Source organism: Pseudomonas sp. 43A, assembly GCF_013363935.1.
In the GTDB taxonomy this organism is placed as follows: Bacteria; Pseudomonadota; Gammaproteobacteria; order Pseudomonadales; family Pseudomonadaceae; genus Aquipseudomonas; species Aquipseudomonas crudilactis.
Genome location: NZ_CP054880.1, coordinates 6,098,907 through 6,118,659, shown reverse-complemented (window position 1 = coordinate 6,118,659; position 19,753 = coordinate 6,098,907). Strand labels below are relative to the sequence as shown.

The following is a 19,753-nucleotide window of genomic DNA, read 5'->3' as shown; positions in this document are numbered from 1 at the left end:
GGCTTGGTGCACAGAAAAGCGGCCAATTTAACATATTGGCGCCTTGCCCAAAATCCCTGTCGTTGTTAGAGTTTGCCGCACTTTTTTACCCACGCGTTGCCTAGGGTCCCTTTCCCATGTTCAAGAAACTGCGTGGCATGTTTTCCAGCGATCTTTCCATTGACCTGGGCACTGCCAACACCCTTATTTACGTGCGCGAGCGCGGTATCGTCCTGAATGAGCCATCGGTTGTGGCCATTCGGACACACGGTAACCAGAAAAGTGTCGTTGCTGTCGGCACCGAGGCCAAGCGCATGCTCGGCCGTACGCCGGGCAACATTGCTGCCATTCGTCCGATGAAGGACGGCGTGATCGCCGACTTCAGCGTCTGCGAAAAGATGCTGCAATACTTTATTAACAAGGTTCACGAAAACAGCTTTCTGCAGCCTAGCCCTCGTGTGCTGATCTGCGTTCCATGCAAATCCACCCAGGTTGAGCGTCGCGCCATCCGTGAATCGGCCCTCGGTGCCGGTGCCCGTGAAGTGTTCCTGATCGAAGAGCCAATGGCTGCTGCGATCGGTGCCGGCCTGCCGGTAGAAGAAGCGCGCGGCTCGATGGTCGTGGATATCGGTGGTGGTACTACCGAAATCGCGCTGATCTCCCTGAACGGTGTGGTCTATGCCGAATCCGTCCGCGTGGGCGGCGACCGTTTCGACGAAGCGATCATCACCTACGTACGCCGTAACTACGGCAGCCTGATCGGTGAATCCACCGCTGAGCGCATCAAGCAGGAAATCGGCACGGCCTACCCGGGCGGCGAAGTTCGCGAAGTCGACGTTCGCGGTCGCAACCTGGCCGAAGGCGTTCCACGCGCATTCACCCTGAACTCCAACGAAGTGCTGGAAGCTCTGCAAGAGTCCCTGGCAACCATCGTTCAGGCTGTGAAAAGTGCCCTGGAGCAATCGCCGCCGGAACTGGCTTCCGACATCGCCGAGCGTGGCCTGGTGCTGACCGGTGGTGGCGCATTGCTGCGTGACCTCGACAAGTTGCTGGCCCAGGAAACCGGTCTGCCAGTGATCGTTGCCGAAGACCCGCTGACCTGTGTTGCTCGCGGCGGTGGCCGTGCATTGGAAATGATGGATAAGCACACCATGGACCTGCTCTCGAGCGAATAAGTCGCCGAGTGCAATACGTGGGTGAGCGCGCAGGCAGCACTTTGCAGTGCTGCCTGTTGGCGTTTATCTTCTGTCAGTCTTCATCCAGGCCGGTTTGATGCCGTATGAATAAACAGAACATTTGCCTGGGAGGAGCGGCTTATTAAACCGCTTTTCGCCAAAGGCCCTTCGTTGGGTGTGCGCCTGTTGGTGCTGGCCGTGCTATCGGTCGCGCTGATGGTGGTCGATGCCCGCTTTGATCTGCTCAAGCCTGCGCGCAAACAAGCGTCGCTGGTGCTGATGGATGCCTACTGGATCACTGACCTGCCCGGACGGCTGTGGGAAGGGATTGCCAGCCAGTTCGGCAGCCGCACCGAGCTCATCGCCGAAAACGAAAAGCTCAAGACCGAAAACCTGCTTTATCAAGGGCGTATGCAGAAATTGGCAGCCCTGACGGAGCAGAATGTTCGATTGCGCGAGTTGCTCAACTCTTCCGCGCTGGTCAATGAGAAGGTCGAAGTGGCCGAGCTGATCGGCATGGATCCCAATCCCTTTACCCATCGAATCATCATCAATAAAGGTGAGCGCGACGGCGTGGTGCTCGGTCAGCCGGTACTCGATGCTCGCGGTCTGATGGGGCAAGTGGTCGAGTTGATGCCGTACACCTCCCGTGTATTGCTGTTGACCGACACCACCCACAGCATTCCTGTGCAGGTGAACCGTAACGGACTGCGGGCGATTGCCAGCGGCACCGGCAACCCGGAGCGCCTGGAATTGCGGCATGTCGCCGACACGGCGGATATCAAGGAAGGCGATCTGCTGGTCAGTTCCGGTCTCGGACAGCGTTTTCCGGCGGGTTATCCGGTGGCGACGGTCAAGGAAGTGATCCACGACTCCGGCCAGCCATTTGCGATCGTTCGCGCGGTACCGACCGCTGCGCTGAACCGCAGTCGCTACTTGCTGCTGGTGTTCAGTGACTCGCGCACGGCTGAGGAGCGCGCCAACGACGCTGCGCAGGCTCAGGAAATTCTGGATGCGCATGGCGGCGGTCCGATGATGCCGGCCAACGTTTCGAAACCTCTGGTCATGCCGGTGCCTGCCGCCCCTGCGACTCCCGAACAGGCACCGGCCACCACAGCGCCCGCCGCGACGGCGGTCAAACCGGGTGCAAGCAAACCGCCAGCGACTGTGCCGGCCGCGACGAAGCCACCGGCCTCTTCGCCAGCCACCGGCAAACCACCCGCCAAACCGCCGGTCACGGCGCCAGTCACCACCAGGGGGCGAGAATAATGGTTGGTGTGAAAGCTTCTCGAAATGGCTGGATGGTCTGGCTGACATTTTTGATCGGCCTGTTGCTCAGCGTGTCGCCGTTGCCGATCTTCATGGAAATCCTCCGCCCGCTGTGGCTGGCCTTGCTACTGACGTTCTGGGCGCTGTACATGCCGCAGACGGTCGGCATGGTCACTGCGTTCTGTCTGGGATTGGCCGAAGACGTATTGCAAGGCGATCTGTTTGGGCAAAACGCGCTCATCCTCTCGCTGATTACGTTCCTGGTGCTGTCGTTGCAGCAACGCCTGCGGATGTTCCCGATGTGGCAGCAGTGCCTGGTGATCCTGGTGATTTTTGGCCTCGCGCAACTGGTGCAATTGTGGCTCAGTGCCTTGACCGGTAACCGTCAGCCGACCCTGGCGCTGGTACTGCCGGCGCTGGTCAGCGCATTGCTCTGGCCTTGGGTCAGCTTCGCCCTGCGTGGATTGCGCCGCCGCTACAAAATCAATTGAGCCGGTGAAGCAGGGCACTGAACAGGGAGATGTTTTGATGAAGCCGCTTTACCTCGCCTCCGGATCGCCGCGTCGCCGTGAATTGCTCACGCAGATCGGCGTTCCGTTCTCCGCCATCAGTGCGGATATCGACGAAACCCCATTACCCGAAGAATCGCCGTCGGCCTATGTCGAGCGCCTGGCGCGCGGCAAGGCCGAGGCCGGGCGCCGTAGCGTCGTGTCTGCTCAGCCTTTCTGTGTGCTGGGTGCCGACACCGCCGTGGTGCTGGACGGCAAAATTCTTGGCAAACCGGTGGACGAAGCCGATGCATGCGCCATGCTGATGATGTTGTCCGGCAAGGAGCATGAAGTGCTGACCGCCATCGCCGTGCTCGAAGGCGATCGTTGCGAATCGCGGGTGGTGCGCAGTCTGGTGCGGTTCCGGCCGATCAGCGGGGATGAAGCTGCCGCCTATTGGGCTAGCGGTGAACCGCATGACAAGGCCGGCGGCTATGGCATTCAGGGGCTCGGTGCGGTGTTTGTCGCCGGGCTCAATGGCAGTTACTCGGCAGTCGTCGGGCTGCCTGTTTGCGAAACCGCAGAACTGTTGGGCCATTTCGGCATACCCTGTTGGCAAAACCTGAACGCGCAATAAGCGTCGTACGAAACCAGATGCGGCCATTATCGTGAACATGCCTGAACGAGATCCTGCCATGAGTGAAGAGATTCTGATCAACATCACGCCGATGGAGTCGCGCGTGGCGGTGGTCGAAAACGGTGTGCTGCAAGAAGTTCATGTTGAGCGCACACAGAAGCGCGGGATTGTCGGCAACATCTATAAAGGCAAGATCGTGCGGGTGCTGCCGGGAATGCAGGCGGCCTTCGTCGACATCGGCCTGGATCGTGCGGCATTCATTCATGCCGCCGAAATCTCCCTGCGCGAAGGCCCGGCGGTGGAAAGCATCAGTGCGCTGGTGCACGAAGGCCAAAGCCTGGTGGTGCAAGTCACCAAGGATCCGATCGGTTCCAAAGGCGCGCGGTTGACCACGCAACTGTCGATTCCGTCGCGCTATCTGGTGTACATGCCGCGTACTGCCCACGTCGGCATTTCCCTTAAAATCGAAGACGAAGCCGAGCGCGAACGCCTCAAGCAGGTGGTCAGCGATTGCGTGGCCAAGGAAGGGATCAAAGAAGCGGGCGGTTTCATTCTGCGCACCGCCGCCGAAGGTGCTGGCGCCGATGAAATCCTCATGGACATCCGTTACCTGCGACGCCTGTGGGATCAGATCAACGAGCAGATCAAAACCATCGGCGCGCCGAGCGTGATTTACGAAGACCTCGGTCTGGCGTTGCGTACGCTGCGTGACCTGGTCAATCCGAAAATCGAGAAGATCCGTATCGACTCGCGGGAAACCTTCCAGAAAACCACGCAATTCGTCGCCGAACTGATGCCGGAAATCGCCGATCGTCTGGAACACTACCCAGGTGAACGACCGATTTTCGACCTGTACGGCGTCGAAGACGAAATCCAGAAAGCCCTCGAACGCAAGGTGCCGCTGAAATCCGGTGGTTATCTGGTGGTGGATCCGGCGGAAGCCATGACCACCATCGATGTGAACACCGGCGCTTTCGTCGGCCATCGCAACCTCGAAGAAACCATCTTCAAGACCAATCTCGAAGCGGCCACCGCGATTGCCCGGCAAATGCGCCTGCGCAATCTGGGCGGGATCATCATCATCGACTTCATCGACATGGAAGATGAAGAGCACCAGCGCCAGGTGCTGCGCACGTTGGAAAAACAGCTGGAGCGCGATCACGCCAAGACCAACATCATCGGCATCACCGAGTTGGGCCTGGTGCAGATGACCCGCAAGCGCACCCGCGAAAGCCTCGAACAAGTGCTGTGCGAGCCGTGCAGCAGCTGTCAGGGGCGCGGCAAATTGAAAACCCCGGAAACCATCTGTTACGAGATCTTCCGCGAGATCTTGCGTGAAGCCCGCGCCTATCAGGCCGAGGGGTATCGGGTGCTGGCCAACCAGAAAGTGGTGGACCGCCTGCTCGACGAAGAATCCGGTAACGTTGCCGAGCTTGAAGGGTTTATCGGTCGCACCATACGCTTCCAGGTGGAAACCATGTATTCCCAGGAACAATATGACGTGGTGTTGCTCTGATCCCCTGCGTCACCTTTATTCCAACGCGGCTGGCCTCAGCTTTTCGCAGTATTTTTGCCATGGGAGCCAACTGACATGGAGCGTCTGACACGCATTCTGGCCGCACTCACCCGTTGGGGGCTGGGCCTGTGCGCGTTGGTTCTGGTGTTGATGGCGTTGTACGTCAGTCTCGGCCGCGAACTGACGCCACTGGTGGCTGAATACCGTGCCGACATCGAAGACAAGGCCAGTGCCGCCCTCGGCATGCCCTTGCAGATCGGTGAGCTGGAAGGCAACTGGAGCGGTTTTGCCCCGATCCTGTTGGCGCATGACGTAATGGTCGGCAGCGGCGCCAATGCTTTGCGTCTCGATCAGGTGCGCGTCGTGCCGGATCTGTGGGCCAGTCTGTTGGCGCGCGAAGTGCGCATTGCCCACCTGGAACTCAACGGCCTGAAAATCAGCCTCAAGGAAGCCGAGGACGGCAGTTGGGCGCTGGAAGGGCTGCCGGTGCAGAACGATCAGCCGCTCGATCCGCAGCAATTGTTCAATCGCTCGCAGATGATTCAGCAACTGTCGGTGCTCGACAGCCAGGTAACCTTGCAACCGCTGGATCACACGCCGCTGACCCTCACCTATGTTGGCCTCAATCTGAAAACCGGCGCCAGCCGTCAGAGGCTCGACGCGCGTTTGACCTTGCCGGATGGCCAGCCTGTTGCACTGAGCCTGCGCACGCGGATTCGCCCCGAGCAATGGCAGGACAGTGTGGTGGACGGTTACGCCAGCCTGCCGCAAAGCGACTGGTCGAAGTGGCTGCCGGAGCGTCTTACCCGACAATGGAGTTTTTCCGAGATCAAGGCTGGCGGCGAACTCTGGGTCAATTGGGCCAAGGGCACGCTGCAGAGTGCCGCGTTACGCTTGAATGCTCCGCAACTGACCGGCGCCTATGCCGATCGCAAGCCGATCCAGATCAATAATCTGGCGCTTAACGCCTACTACGAGAACAGTGATGAGGGCGCGACTGTTACCCTCGATTCACTGGCGATGAATTTCGGCGAAAACCGCTGGGAGTCGCACGTACAGCTGAAGCAGACGCGCGCGACCGACAAGGTCGAAGAGCTCTGGCACTTGCAGGCGGATCGTCTCGATCTGACCCCGATCACTCCACTGCTCAATGCCTTGGGGCCGTTGCCGCAAGGTTTCGCCACGGCTGTTGATCATCTGAAAGTCACCGGTGGCCTGCGTAACGTGCTGCTGGATTTTCGCCCCAATGCCACCGACGGCAACAAATTCAGTTTCGCCACCAATCTGGATAACGTCGGTTTCGATGCCTACCACGGCGCGCCAGCGGCTCGGAACGTCAGCGGCAGCCTGAGCGGCAACCTCGACGGTGGCGAGTTGCGCATGGACAGCAAGGATTTCGTCCTGCACCTCGACCCGATTTTCGCCAAGCCATGGCAGTACATTCACGCCAACGCACGCCTGACCTGGAAACTCGATAAAGACGGCTTCACCCTGATCGCTCCGTACCTGAAGGTGCTCGGCGAGGAGGGCAAGATTGCCGGTGACTTCCTGATTCGTCTGCATTTCGACCATAGCCAGGAAGATTACATGGACCTGCGGGTCGGTCTGGTCGAGGGCGACGGTCGCTACACCGCCAAATACCTGCCCGAAGTCTTGAGTCCGGCGCTCGACGAGTGGCTGCGTACGGCCATCCTCAAAGGCGCAGTCGATCAGGGTTTCTTCCAGTATCAGGGTTCGCTGAGCAAGAATGCCGGTGAGGCCGACCGCAGCATCAGCCTGTTCTTCAAAGTGCACGATGCCGAACTGGCGTTCCAGCCGGGCTGGCCGCACGTGAGCAAGGTCAGCGGCGATGTGTTTATCGAAGACAGTGGTGTGCGGATCTGGGCCGACAAGGGCCAGTTGCTCGACACTCAAGTCAGCGATGTCTTCGTCAATATTCCCCACGTACCGGCCGGGCAACACACGCACATGTATCTTGATGGCGGCTTTGCCGGCGGCCTCGGTGATGGCCTGAAAATTCTTCAGGACGCGCCGATCGGCACCGGTGAGACCTTTGCCGGTTGGGAAGGGGCGGGTGATCTGCAAGGCAAGCTCAAGCTCGATATCCCGCTGGACAAGGGCGGCGACCAGCCAAAAATCCTCGTCGACTTCAAAACCGCCAATGCGCGCCTGAAGTTGGCTGAGCCGAAGCTGGAGCTGACTCAACTCAAAGGCGATTTCCGCTTTGACAGTGCCAAAGGGCTCAGTGGGCAGAACATCGCAGCGCGCGCATTCGACAAACCGGTCACGGCGCAGATCTTCGCCGATGGCAGCCCCGGTAAGCTCAAGACTCGGGTCGCGGCATCCGGTCAGGTCGAAGTGAAGAAACTCACCGACTGGCTGGGCGTGACGCAACCTTTGCCAGTGTCAGGGACGATTCCCTACCAACTGCAATTGAATCTGGACGGCGTCGACAGCCAGTTGCTGGTCAGTTCCAACATGAAAGGCGTGGCGGTGGATCTGCCGGCGCCGTTCGGCATGGCGGCGGATGTCGGTCGCGACACGGTGTTTCGCATGACCCTGCAGGGGCAGGAGCGGCGTTACTGGGTCAATTACGATCAACTGGCCAATTTCACCTTTGCCGCGCCGCCGAGCAATTTTGCCGACGGCCGTGGCGAGTTGTTCCTTGGAGCCGGCGAAGCGGTGCTGCCGGGCGCCAAAGGCTTGCGGATTCGCGGGGTGCTTTCGGAGCTGGATGTCGCGCCGTGGCAGGACCTGGTCAACAAGTACGCCGGGCAGGATCCGGGCGGCAGTGCCAAGCAATTGCTCAACAGTGCTGATTTCAAGGTCGGCAAGCTCACGGCATTCGGGACTACGCTGGATCAGGCATCGGTGCAGGTCAATCGCAAGCCGGGTACGTGGAATCTGTCCCTCGACAGTCAACAGGCGAAAGGCTCGGCGAGCCTGCCGGACGCCAAGGGCGTGCCGATTGCGGTGAATTTGCAGTACGTGAAACTGCCAGCGCCAGACCCGACGGTTCAAGCTGACGAGAATTCGCCGGATCCGTTGGTTTCGGTCGATCCGACGAAAATTCCAGCGCTGGATATCACCATCAATCAACTGTTCCTCGGCCCGGATCTGGTTGGCGGCTGGTCGCTGAAGGTGCGCCCGACCGCCAAAGGCATCGCTCTGAACAACCTGGACATGGGCCTCAAAGGCATCCTGTTGCAGGGCAACGGCGGCTGGGAAGGGCCCCCGGGTGCGACCACCAGTTGGTATAAGGGTCGCATTGGCGGCAAGAACCTCGCTGATGTCCTCAAGGGCTGGGGCTTTGCTCCGAGCGTGACCAGTGAAGAATTTCACATGGACGTCGATGGCCGCTGGCCCGGCTCGCCGGCATGGCTGGCAACCAAGCGCTTCTCCGGCACCCTTGATGCGTCGCTGAACAAAGGCCAGTTTGTTGAGGTGGAGGGTGGCGCACAGGCGTTGCGAGTGTTCGGTCTGCTCAACTTCAACTCCATCGGCCGCCGTTTGCGTCTGGACTTCTCCGATCTGTTTGGCAAAGGCTTGAGCTATGACCGGGTCAAAGGTTTGCTGGTCGCCACCAACGGTGTCTACGTGACTCGCGAACCGATCCGCCTGACCGGCCCTTCGAGCAATCTTGAACTCGACGGAACGCTGGATCTGGTCGGCGACAAGGTTGACGCCAAGTTGCTGGTGACCTTGCCGGTGACCAACAACCTGCCGATCGCTGCGCTGATCGTTGGCGCGCCGGCAGTTGGCGGCGCACTGTTCCTGATCGACAAGCTGATCGGCGACCGGGTGGCGCGCTTTGCCAGTGTGAAATACACCGTCAAAGGCCCATGGAAAGAGCCGAAAATCACCTTCGACAAGCCTTTTTGAACAGCCAGCCCCTGAACCGATGGAGTAGCATGGCCGCGTACCTCTTGCGGAGTTCGCCATGTCTTTAGCGGTGATTCAAATGGTCAGCCAGAGCGACGTGCTGGCCAATCTGGCTCAGGCCCGACGCCTGCTCGAACAGGCTGCTGCCAGCGGCGCGAAGCTGGCGGTGCTGCCGGAAAACTTCGCCGCCATGGGCCGTCGTGACGTTGCTGACATCGGCCGTGCCGAAGCCCTGGGCGAAGGACCGATCCTGCCGTGGTTGAAACAGACCGCCCGCGACCTCAAGTTATGGATAGTGGCTGGCACCTTGCCGTTGCCGCCGGTGGATCAACCGACGGCCAAGGCCAATGCCTGCTCGTTGCTGGTCGATGATCAGGGCGAAACCGTTGCACGCTATGACAAGTTGCATCTGTTCGATGTTGATGTAGCGGACAATCGCGGCCGTTATCGCGAATCCGATGACTATGCTTATGGCAGTGGCGTGGTGGTTGCCGACACGCCGGTGGGCAAAGTCGGTCTGAGCGTGTGTTACGACTTGCGCTTTCCGGAACTGTACAGCGAATTACGTGCTGCCGGTGCTGAACTGATTACCGCACCGTCGGCGTTTACTGCGGTGACCGGCGCGGCGCATTGGGATGTGCTGATTCGCGCGCGGGCCATCGAGACACAGTGTTATGTGCTGGCCGCCGCGCAAGGCGGGACCCATCCGGGACCGCGGGAAACTTTCGGTCATGCAGCGATTATCGACCCGTGGGGCCGTGTGCTGGCGAGTCAGGATCAAGGCGAAGCGGTGTTGTTGGCCGAACGCGACAGCAATGAACAATCGTCCATCAGGGCGCGAATGCCGGTGACCAGTCATCGGCGGTTTTTCTCGCAGGGCGCACAGCGGCCTGCTTCAGAACACGAATTTAAGGCGTAAACCTATGAGCGAGTTGTTGTCCTCAGTCAGTGATCACCTGTTGGCGCCCGGCGGCGTGACGATCGAGAGCCTGCAAGGCGTCCTCGGCGATCTGGCCGGCCCCGGCATCGACGCCGCCGACCTGTATTTCCAGGGCCAGATCTCCGAGTCTTGGGCGCTGGAAGACGGCATCGTCAAGGAAGGCAGCTTCAATCTCGACCAGGGTGTCGGCGTACGTGCGCAGTCTGGTGAAAAAACCGGTTTCGCCTACAGCAATGCGATCACCCTCGAAGCCCTCGGCGCAGCCGCCCGCGCCGCGCGTTCGATCTCCCGCGCCGGGCAGAACGGCACGGTGCAGGCGTTCACCACGCAGGATGTCGCGCAACTATACGCGCCGGACAACCCGCTGGAAGTGCTGAGCCGCGCCGAGAAAGTCGAGCTGCTCAAGCGCATTGATGTGGCTACCCGCGCGCTCGACCCGCGTATTCAGCAGGTCAGCGTCAGCATGGCTGGCGTCTGGGAGCGGATTCTGGTGGCGTCCACCGACGGCGGCCTGGCGGCAGATGTGCGGCCATTGGTACGCTTCAACGTCAGCGTAATCGTTGAACAGAATGGCCGTCGCGAGCGTGGCGGACATGGCGGCGGCGGGCGCACCGACTACCGTTATTTCCTCGCCGAAGACCGCGCCATGGGCTATGCCCGTGAAGCGCTGCGTCAGGCGCTGGTGAATCTGGAAGCAATTCCGGCACCGGCCGGTACGTTGCCGGTAGTACTGGGCTCGGGCTGGTCTGGCGTGCTGCTGCACGAAGCCGTCGGCCACGGTCTGGAAGGCGATTTCAACCGCAAGGGCAGTTCCGCCTACAGCGGACGCATGGGCGAAATGGTTGCCTCGAAACTTTGCACTATCGTCGATGACGGCACCTTGAGCGGTCGTCGCGGTTCGCTCAGCGTCGACGACGAGGGCACCCCGACCGAGTGCACCACGCTGATCGAAAACGGCGTACTCAAAGGCTACATGCAGGACAAGCTCAACGCGCGTCTGATGGGTGTGGCCCGCACCGGTAACGGTCGTCGTGAGTCCTACGCACACCTGCCGATGCCGCGCATGACCAATACTTACATGCTCGGTGGCGAAAGCGATCCGGCGGAAATCATTGCTTCGGTGAAGAAGGGCATCTACTGCGCCAACCTCGGCGGCGGTCAGGTTGATATCACCAGCGGCAAGTTCGTGTTCTCCACCAGCGAGGCGTACCTGATCGAAGACGGCAAGATCACCGCGCCGGTCAAAGGCGCTACGTTGATCGGCAACGGCCCTGAGGCAATGAGCCGGGTGTCGATGGTCGGTAACGATCTGGCGCTGGACAGCGGTGTGGGCACGTGCGGCAAGGATGGGCAGTCGGTGCCGGTAGGCGTGGGTCAGCCGACGCTGAAAATCGATGCGATCACCGTGGGGGGCACGGGCGCATAAGAAGAGGTGGAGCTTCGGGTGGCGCGCAGGGCGGCCACCCGGTGGCGAATATCAACGCAGACCGCGTTGAGTCTCGTCCAGCTCACGGATGTACTTGAAGATCTTGCGGCTGGAAGCAGGAGGTTTGTTTTGCGCAACCTCGTGCTGAGCCTGACGGATCAGGGAGCGTAGTTGTTGGCGATCGGCGTCCGGGTACTCGACGACGAATTTTTCCAGCACGGCATCGTCGCCTGCGATCAGGCGATCACGCCAGCGTTCGAGATTGTGGAAACGCTCGTTGTACTGACGAGTCGAGGCATCGAGTTGATCGAGCAACGTGAGAATGGCGTCCGTGTCCTGGTCGCGCATCAGTTTGCCGATGAACTGCAAATGCCGTTTACGCGCGATGTTCGCGGTGTGCTTGGGCGCATCGGCCAAAGCCCGGCGCATGGCGTCGGTCAGCGGCAGTTTTGCGATCAAGTCTGGCTTGAGTGTTGTCAGGCGCTCGCCGAGGTCAACCAGAGCATGCAGCTCGCGTTTGACCTGAGATTTGCTTTTTTCTCCCGTATCGAGGGAGTCGTCGTAAGAATCAACCATGGTGGCAGTCCGCAAAGAAACGCCGCCATGATAACCAGTCGGGGGCCGCTTGTCCGGCCCGGTCGCTCGATGACCCCAGCCGAAAGCAGAATTTGAGTGGAGATGAGCATGAGTGCAGTTCAAAGCGTCGGCCCGCAGGCATTGCCGGCACTGCAGGAACAAGTCGAGCAGATCATCGCCGAAGCCAAGCGTCAGGGCGCCAGTGCCTGCGAAGTAGCGGTGTCGCTGGAGCAGGGCCTGTCGACTTCGGTGCGTCAGCGTGAAGTCGAAACGGTCGAGTTCAACCGCGATCAGGGTTTTGGCATCACGCTGTATGTGGGCCAGCGCAAAGGCTCGGCCAGCACCTCGGCGACCGGTCCGGACGCAATTCGCGAAACCGTCGCTGCGGCTCTGGCCATCGCTAAACACACTTCAGAAGACGAGGCCTCGGGTCTGGCCGATGCGGCGTTGATGGCAAAGGAACAGCACGATTTCGACCTGTTTCACGAGTGGGACATTACGCCAGAGCAAGCGATCGAGAAGGCCTTGCTCTGTGAAGCGGCGGCGTTCGACGCCGACGCGCGGATCAAGAACGCCGACGGCACGACCCTCAGCACCCATCAGGGCTGCCGGGTTTACGGCAACAGCCACGGTTTCATTGGTGGCTACGCTTCGACCCGGCACAGCTTGAGTTGCGTGATGATTGCCGAGGCCGATGGCCAGATGCAGCGCGATTACTGGTATGACGTAAACCGTCAGGGCAGCCTGCTCGCGGATCCGGTGAGCATCGGTCAGCGTGCTGCGCAACGCGCGGCAAGCCGTCTGGGCGCGCGTCCGGTGCCGACCTGCGAAGTGCCGGTGCTGTTTTCCGCAGAACTGGCTGGTGGTCTGTTTGGCAGTTTTCTTTCCGCAGTGTCCGGCGGCAGTCTGTATCGCAAATCGTCGTTCCTTGAAGGCACTCTGGGGCAAAAATTGTTCCCTGAATGGCTGACCATCGATGAGCGTCCGCACCTCATGCGCGCAATGGGCAGTGCTTCGTACGACGGTGATGGGCTGGCGACGTATGCCAAACCGTTCGTCGAAAAGGGCGAGTTGGTGTCGTACATCCTCGGCACGTACTCCGGGCGCAAGCTCGGTATGCCAAGCACCGCCAACGCCGGCGGCGTGCATAACCTGTTCGTCACCCATGGCGACGAAGACCAGGCGGCGTTGTTGAAGCGTATGGGCCGTGGCTTGCTGGTCACTGAGTTGATGGGCCATGGCCTGAACATGGTTACCGGCGACTACTCGCGTGGTGCGGCGGGTTTCTGGGTCGAGAACGGTGAAATCCAGTTCGCGGTGCAGGAAGTCACCATCGCCGGCAACATGCGTGACATGTTCAAACAGATCGTTGCCGTGGGTAACGACCTGGAGCTACGCAGCAACATTCGCACAGGTTCGGTGTTGATCGAGCGGATGACTGTCGCGGGCAGCTAAACCGCAACTGTCACACAAAAGGCGCGCCACCCCACCGGGTAGCGCGCCTTTTTTATTGGCTCCACACGAAACCCATGTGGGAGCGAGCCTGCTCGCAAAAGCGATTTAACTGCCGACCTTCATGGTGACTGACACGACGCCTTCGCGAGCAGGCTCGCTCCCACAATGGGGTCTGTGTAACCAGGCTCTCTTGTTTTGGTTCTCATTATCATCTAATAATAAATCTCATTATCGGATGAGCCCCGGATCATGAGTTCTGCCTTGCACGAGCAGCCGTACCTCGAAAGCTGGCGCTGGATGAGTCGCCAGATCCGTTGCGCGATGGATCCCGATGAGCCGCGCCTGATCGAACATTACCTCGCCGAAGGCCGGTATCTGTCTTGTTGCACCGCGACCTCGCCTTGGACCATCGCTGAAACCTCCTTCCGTCTGCTGCTCGACACGGCCACTGACATCGCCTTGCCGTGGCACTGGCGGAGCATCTGCCTCGATCAAGCCTGGCGCCCGTTGCGTGAAATGGAGCGCCTGTCCCTGTGCAACTGCCGGCTCAATCGCTGGCAACGCTACACCTGGCAGCTCGCCACTTGCGAACTGCTTCCCTCGATTCCTCTCATTGAATTAGTCCAAGGATTTACCGATGACCAAGACACGTATTGAGCGCGACAGCATGGGCGAACTGCAGGTGCCGGTGGACGCTCTCTACGGCGCGCAAACTCAGCGCGCAGTGGATAACTTCCCGATCAGTGGCAAGCCGATGCCGACGCAATTCATCCGCGCGCTGATCCTCGCCAAAGCCGCCGCCGCTCGGGCCAACGTTGAGCTCAACCAGATCAGCGCCGCACAGGGCAAAGCCATCAGCGATGCCGCGCAAGGTTTGCTCGAAGGTGATTTCATGCAGCATTTTCCGGTGGATATCTTCCAGACCGGTTCCGGCACCAGCTCCAACATGAACGCCAACGAGGTGATCGCCACCCTGGCCAGCCGCCTGCTCGGTGACCCGGTCAACGCCAACGATCATGTCAACTGCGGCCAGAGCAGCAACGACATCATCCCGACCACCATCCACGTCAGTGCAGCACTGGCCCTGCACGAACAACTGCTGCCGGCGCTGCTGCACCTGGTGCAAGTGATCGAGCAAAAAGCCGGGCAGGTGCATCACCACGTCAAAACCGGCCGCACGCATTTGATGGACGCGATGCCAGTGCGCATGAGCCAGGTACTCAATGGCTGGGCGCAGCAGCTCAAGGCCAACATCGGCCACCTGCAGGATTTGCTGCCGAGCCTGCAATCGTTGGCGCAGGGCGGCACGGCGGTCGGCACCGGGATCAACGCACACCCTGAGTTCGCCGCTCGTTTCAGCCGTCAGTTGAGCCAACTGACCGACGTGCAATTCACCACGGGCAAGGATCTGTTTGCGCTAATCGGCTCGCAGGACACCGCCGTCGCCGTCTCCGGCCAGCTCAAGACCACCGCTGTGTCGCTGATGAAAATCGCCAACGACCTGCGCTGGATGAACTCCGGCCCGCTCGCCGGCCTCGGCGAAATCGAGCTCGAAGCCCTGCAGCCGGGCTCGTCGATCATGCCGGGCAAGGTCAATCCGGTGATTCCGGAAGCCACCGCCATGGTCGCTGCACAAGTCATTGGCAACGATTCGGTGATCACCATCGCCGGCCAGTCGGGCAACTTCGAACTCAACGTGATGTTGCCGATCATCGCGCAGAACCTGTTGAGCAGCATCGAACTGCTGGCCAACTCCAGCCGCCTGCTCGGTGACAAAGCCATCGCCAGCTTCAAGGTCAACGAATCGCGCTTGAAAGAAGCGTTGTCGCGCAACCCGATTCTGGTCACCGCGCTCAACCCGATCATCGGTTACCAGAAGGCCGCCGAAATCGCCAAGCAGGCCTACAAGGAAGGCCGCGCGGTGATTGACGTTGCTCTGGAACACACCAATCTGTCGCGCAGCCAACTGGAAGAGTTGCTCAATCCCGAGAAACTCACCGCCGGCGGCGTGTAAACCCCGCAACCGCTTTGGAGGCTCACCATGGAGCACTGGAAACGCACGATCGAACGGGCCAATCGCTGCTTCATGCTCGGCGAACTGATCGACGCCCGCGAGGCTTACTTGCAGGCCCTGGCCCTGGCGCAAGTGTTGTTCGAACGCTGGGCGGATGCTGACGAAGCGGTGGCGGCCTGCGTCATCTCCCATCACAACCTGGCGGACTTGCACCTGCGCCTGAATCAGCCGGAGGAGAGCGCCGAATACCTCTGCGCTATTCATCAACGGCTGCTGCAGACCATGCAGGACGAACGTCAGCGCCTGGCATTGCGTGAAGCGGCGCTGCGCCAGAGCAGCAAGACCTACGTCGAGCTGCTGAATTTCATCAGCGAACACGGCGAATACCCGCGCACCCAGCGTCTGCTGCACCCGGATACCGGCAATGCGCGCCGCGCGCCTGCCCCACACCACCATGGAGTCCATTGAAATGGCTTTTACCTTGCCTGCCTTGCCTTACGCCTACGACGCTCTTGAGCCGCATATCGATGCGCAGACCATGGAGATTCACTACACCAAGCATCACCAGACTTACATCAACAACTTAAACGCCGCTGTAGAAGGCACTGAGTACGCTGAATGGCCGGTAGAAAAACTCGTCGCCAGTGTTCAGCAACTGCCGGAAAAACTGCGTGCGGCGGTGATCAATCAGGGCGGCGGTCACGCCAATCACTCGCTGTTCTGGGAAGTCATGGTGCCAAGCGGCGGCGGCAAACCGGACGGTGCACTGGCCAAGGCCATCGATGAGCAACTGGGCGGCCTAGACAGTTTCAAGGATGCCTTCACCAAAGCCGCGCTGACCCGCTTCGGCAGCGGCTGGGCCTGGCTCAGCGTGACCCCGCAGAAGAAGCTGATCGTGGAAAGCAGCGGCAACCAGGACAGCCCGTTGATGAATGGCAACACGCCGATTCTCGGTCTCGACGTCTGGGAGCACGCCTATTACTTGCGTTATCAGAACCGTCGCCCGGAATACATCAACGCGTTCTACAACGTGATCAATTGGCCTGAAGTGGCTGCGCGCTATCAGGCCGCACTGGTTTAAGTCTTCTATAAAAACAATCCAAGGCTGACTATGGGCACTGAAACACTGGCGATCGGAAGTGGGCGTATGTTTCGTTACGCAGTGGGATCGCTGTTGCTGTTGGCGGGCATGACCTTGCTGGTCGCTCACGGGCTGGAATGGTTGAATCTGCAGCCGAGGCTGTCGCGGGCGTTGCAGGGTGGCGCGATCTGCGCCCTCGGCACGGCGCTTGGCGCGGTGCCGGTGTTGGTGATTCGGCGCATGCCACAGGCACTCAACGATACCTTGCTGGGTTTTGGCGCCGGGGTGATGCTGGCGGCGACGGCGTTTTCGCTGATCGTGCCGGGCATTGCCGCCGCCGAAAGCCTCGGTCTGACTCCGTGGGGCGGCAGTGGCCTGATCTGTTTTGGCATCATGCTCGGAGCGTTCGGGCTGTATCTGGTCGATCGCAAGGTTTCCGGCGCTTCCCCGGAAATGCTTGTCGGCACTGTCGAACATCCGGTGATTCCGCCACGGATCTGGCTGTTCGTGTTCGCCATCATTGCCCATAACATCCCTGAAGGCATGGCTGTCGGCGTGTCTGCCGGCGGCGGCATGCCGGATGCTGACAGTCTGGCCATGGGCATCGCCTTGCAGGATGTGCCGGAAGGTCTGGTGATTGCGTTGGTGCTGGCCGGGGCAGGGATGTCGCGGGTCAAAGCGTTTTTGATCGGGGCGGCGTCAGGTCTGGTCGAGCCGGTATTTGCCCTGTTGTGTGCGTGGCTGGTCAGCCTGGCGCAGGTATTGTTGCCGTTAGGTCTGGCACTGGCGGCGGGGGCAATGTTGCTGGTGGTGACCCATGAAGTGATTCCCGAGTCGCGACGCAACGGTCACGACAAGCTGGCCAGCCTCGGGCTTCTGATCGGGTTTTGTCTGATGATGGTGATGGATACCGCGTTGGGGTAGTTCGGTTTCCTTTACCGGTGCTCAAGGGGGAGAGTATCCCCCCCGCCTCCAGTAGTCAGGATGACAGAGCCAGGTACACGTAGTTACCAATAACGCCGGCAGCGATACTTGCCAGGAATGAGAACGTGGCGAGGAGGTAATTCCGGCGAACCGCACTCAACTCCTTGTCTCGTGATTTTTCCGTTTCCTTGCTCAGTACCACATAGGACGGTTTGCCCTTGCCCGACAAGTAGAAACACCACATTGCGAGCAAGCCTGTCAGCAGAAGACTGACAACGCGATACAGGAAGCCGACCTGATTCGCCGAGTTTCTTGGATCAAGCGCTTTAAGGGCCAGATCAAGTTTCTCCCCGACCGAAGCAAGATCGGTCGTGGGTATTTGAGCCTGAACGGAATAAGTCGAAAAAACAGCTTCTATATGGCGTTCCTGAATCAATGTATTCATACCTTCCGGCAACATGGCCCCGGCCAGAAAAAGTACAAACGTCAGAAAGAACAAGGACGTCGAAAGGAGCGAGGTGAAACGATTGGGTTTTTCCATTGCAAGTTCAACTTGCTGGCCCAATATCGTATCGATGTCGTCACCCCAACTGCGTTCGGTGTGGTGGATTTTATAGGAGATGACACCCGGCTCGGATCTCGTGGACAGCAGCCACCTGATCGGGTCCATAGGTCCCGCGGCCTGTGGTGGAGTTGCTGCCGCGTAAAAAGTTATTTCCTGCTTTTCGGGAATGGACTTGTCGGGGAAATTAATCAGGTAGGTCCACGTAAGGCGAACCGCCACAGAAGTCATTTTCTTCGTTTCTGAGTAATGCAGAAACGAGTCCAGCGTTTCAAGGGTGCGCTTCTTTCCGTTCTTGAAAAATATTGAGCCCTTGAAAGCCGTCAGTGTGGAGTGATTCTGTCTGATCCGCTGGTCAAGGAGTGCATGAATATGCAAAAGCCATTCATGGTCAATATTGAAAATACCGTGCATCTCTCCTTCGATCGATTGTGGCTGGCCAAGTAGTCCAGAAATGAAACTGCTCAGTTTCTCGCGATCGACGGGCAGCGAAAGCAAGTTGCCATCGTCTGGCTCACTAATAACAATGCTGTAGGGGTCTGTTGTCACTGCGAAAAGTCCTTTTTCTCATGGAGCGATCATTGCTCGGGAATGTGCTACGGGCGATTACTGAAGCGAGCAGATGAGACGCACACTGTCCATGTTCATCGCCAAGGGCATCTGTTGTGGGATCAACTCAATCAACCGCCTTCATCGAAATAGTTGTTGATCAGCGCCACCAGCGAGTCCAGCGCTTCCTGTTCCTGATGGCCTTCGGTACTCAAATAGATCTTCGTGCCCTTGCCTGCGGCGAGCATCATCATCGCCATGATGCTTTTGCCATCAACGGTCGTTTCCGGCGTACGGCCCACTCTGATCGAGCAATCCGGAAACTGCCCGGCCACCCCGACGAACTTGGCCGATGCACGGGCATGCAGGCCCAGTTTGTTGATAATTTCGATTTCCAGAGCAGGCATCGCGGTGTGAATCCTTTAAGTGAGGTCGCGGTGGCGAACCTGGACGTTCTTCAGGGTTTTCTGCAGGGCCTGACCCAGGCGTTCGGTCAGGTAGACGGAGCGGTGATGCCCACCGGTGCAGCCAATGGCAATGGTGACATAGGCGCGGTTGCTGGCGGCAAAGCGCGGCAGCCATTTGTGCAGGTAGGTGAAAATGTCCTGGAACATTTCTTCGACCTCGGGCTGGGATGCCAGGTATTCGGCTACCGGTTCATCGAGACCGGATTGCGCGCGCAGTTCCGGCTTCCAGTACGGATTGGGCAGGCAGCGCACATCGAACACCAGATCCGCATCCACCGGCATGCCGCGCTTGAAGCCGAATGATTCGACCAGAAACGCCGTGCCCGGCTCCGGCTGGTTCAGCAGACGGAGCTTGATGGAGTCGCGCAGCTGATACAGGTTCAGATTGGTGGTGTTGATCTTCAGGTCCGCGAGGTCGGCAATCGGGCCGAGCAGGGCGGTTTCATCCTGGATCGCCTCGGCCAGGGAGCGGTTGGCATTGCTCAGCGGATGGCGACGGCGGGTTTCGGAAAAACGCTTGAGCAAGGTTTCTTCGTCGGCATCCAGATACAGGACGTCGCACTGGATGTGCTTGCTGCGCACATCTTCAAGCAGTTCGGGAAAGCGCGTCAGGTGGCTCGGCAGGTTGCGCGCATCGATCGATACGGCCACCAGCGGCTGCGCCAGTTCAGTGTGAATCAGCGCACGTTCGGCCAGTTCCGGCAGCAAGCCTGCCGGCAGGTTGTCGATGCAGTAGTAGCCGTTGTCCTCAAGGACATCCAATGCGGTACTTTTACCCGAGCCGGAACGGCCACTGACGATGATCAAGCGCAT

18 protein-coding genes are annotated in these 19,753 nt (G+C 59.7%); 14 read left to right on the top strand and 4 right to left on the bottom strand.

The genetic code is table 11. The annotated features are described in order from the left end of the window. Positions 1–116: 116 nt before the first annotated feature. From mreB to tldD, 8 genes are all read left to right on the top strand, one after another. Positions 117–1,154, top strand: coding sequence for a rod shape-determining protein MreB (gene mreB / locus HUW52_RS27020; RefSeq protein ID WP_002555108.1), 1,038 nt, complete (start codon positions 117–119; stop codon positions 1,152–1,154). 141 nt (positions 1,155–1,295) lie between these two features. Continuing rightward, positions 1,296–2,423, top strand: a complete 1,128-nt coding sequence (mreC, locus tag HUW52_RS27015) for a rod shape-determining protein MreC (RefSeq protein ID WP_080587461.1) — start codon at positions 1,296–1,298, stop codon at positions 2,421–2,423. Next, positions 2,423–2,914, top strand: coding sequence for a rod shape-determining protein MreD (gene mreD, locus HUW52_RS27010; RefSeq protein ID WP_016984171.1), 492 nt, complete (start codon positions 2,423–2,425; stop codon positions 2,912–2,914). The genes mreC and mreD overlap by 1 nt, the downstream gene beginning before the upstream one ends. A 37-nt stretch (positions 2,915–2,951) precedes the next feature. Beyond that, entirely contained in the window at positions 2,952–3,548 is a 597-nt protein-coding gene (locus HUW52_RS27005) for a nucleoside triphosphate pyrophosphatase (protein ID WP_016984170.1), read from the top strand. Between the two features lie 58 nt (positions 3,549–3,606). After that, a complete protein-coding gene (gene rng / locus HUW52_RS27000; RefSeq protein ID WP_016984169.1) occupies positions 3,607–5,064 on the top strand; it encodes a ribonuclease G in 1,458 nt (485 codons plus the stop codon). Between the two features lie 75 nt (positions 5,065–5,139). Continuing rightward, entirely contained in the window at positions 5,140–8,946 is a 3,807-nt protein-coding gene (locus HUW52_RS26995) for a YhdP family protein (protein WP_175555339.1), read from the top strand. Positions 8,947–9,004: 58 nt separating this feature from the next. Next, on the top strand, positions 9,005–9,865 hold the full coding sequence (locus HUW52_RS26990) for a carbon-nitrogen hydrolase family protein (protein WP_016984167.1): 861 nt from the start codon (positions 9,005–9,007) through the stop codon (positions 9,863–9,865). A 4-nt stretch (positions 9,866–9,869) separates the two neighbouring features. Then, on the top strand, positions 9,870–11,312 hold the full coding sequence (tldD, locus tag HUW52_RS26985; RefSeq protein ID WP_034154473.1) for a metalloprotease TldD: 1,443 nt from the start codon (positions 9,870–9,872) through the stop codon (positions 11,310–11,312). A 51-nt stretch (positions 11,313–11,363) separates the two neighbouring features. On the opposite strand, the gene yjgA is transcribed toward tldD, so the two are convergent. Then, positions 11,364–11,888 (bottom strand): ribosome biogenesis factor YjgA, encoded by a 525-nt coding sequence (yjgA, locus tag HUW52_RS26980; protein ID WP_007915377.1) that lies wholly within the window; start codon positions 11,886–11,888, stop codon positions 11,364–11,366. 108 nt (positions 11,889–11,996) lie between these two features. Between yjgA and pmbA the strand changes: the two genes are divergently transcribed. The 6 genes from pmbA (at position 11,997) to HUW52_RS26950 (ending at position 17,362) form a co-directional block, all read left to right on the top strand. Next, positions 11,997–13,343, top strand: coding sequence for a metalloprotease PmbA (gene pmbA / locus HUW52_RS26975; protein WP_371929228.1), 1,347 nt, complete (start codon positions 11,997–11,999; stop codon positions 13,341–13,343). Positions 13,344–13,592: 249 nt separating this feature from the next. Further along, positions 13,593–14,000: a hypothetical protein gene (locus tag HUW52_RS26970; protein ID WP_016984164.1), complete on the top strand. Its 408-nt coding sequence runs from the start codon at positions 13,593–13,595 to the stop codon at positions 13,998–14,000. Next, positions 13,981–15,357 carry an aspartate ammonia-lyase gene (locus tag HUW52_RS26965; protein WP_175555337.1) on the top strand — a complete coding sequence of 459 codons (1,377 nt, stop codon included), beginning with the start codon at positions 13,981–13,983 and terminating at the stop codon, positions 15,355–15,357. Before HUW52_RS26970 ends, HUW52_RS26965 begins: the two co-directional genes overlap by 20 nt. A gap of 27 nt (positions 15,358–15,384) precedes the next feature. Further along, positions 15,385–15,825: a hypothetical protein gene (locus tag HUW52_RS26960; protein ID WP_016984162.1), complete on the top strand. Its 441-nt coding sequence runs from the start codon at positions 15,385–15,387 to the stop codon at positions 15,823–15,825. A 1-nt stretch (position 15,826) separates the two neighbouring features. Then, positions 15,827–16,438, top strand: coding sequence for a superoxide dismutase (locus HUW52_RS26955; protein ID WP_026000533.1), 612 nt, complete (start codon positions 15,827–15,829; stop codon positions 16,436–16,438). A 30-nt stretch (positions 16,439–16,468) separates the two neighbouring features. Next, positions 16,469–17,362, top strand: a complete 894-nt coding sequence (locus HUW52_RS26950) for a ZIP family metal transporter (RefSeq protein ID WP_016984160.1) — start codon at positions 16,469–16,471, stop codon at positions 17,360–17,362. A gap of 55 nt (positions 17,363–17,417) precedes the next feature. Here the strand turns inward: HUW52_RS26950 and HUW52_RS26945 are convergent, their stop codons facing one another. From HUW52_RS26945 to rapZ, 3 genes are all read right to left on the bottom strand, one after another. Next, positions 17,418–18,473, bottom strand: coding sequence for a hypothetical protein (locus tag HUW52_RS26945; RefSeq protein ID WP_175555336.1), 1,056 nt, complete (start codon positions 18,471–18,473; stop codon positions 17,418–17,420). A 131-nt stretch (positions 18,474–18,604) separates the two neighbouring features. Further along, positions 18,605–18,880: an HPr family phosphocarrier protein gene (locus HUW52_RS26940; RefSeq protein ID WP_175555335.1), complete on the bottom strand. Its 276-nt coding sequence runs from the start codon at positions 18,878–18,880 to the stop codon at positions 18,605–18,607. A gap of 15 nt (positions 18,881–18,895) precedes the next feature. Next, positions 18,896–19,753 carry an RNase adapter RapZ gene (rapZ, locus tag HUW52_RS26935; protein WP_016984157.1) on the bottom strand — a complete coding sequence of 286 codons (858 nt, stop codon included), beginning with the start codon at positions 19,751–19,753 and terminating at the stop codon, positions 18,896–18,898.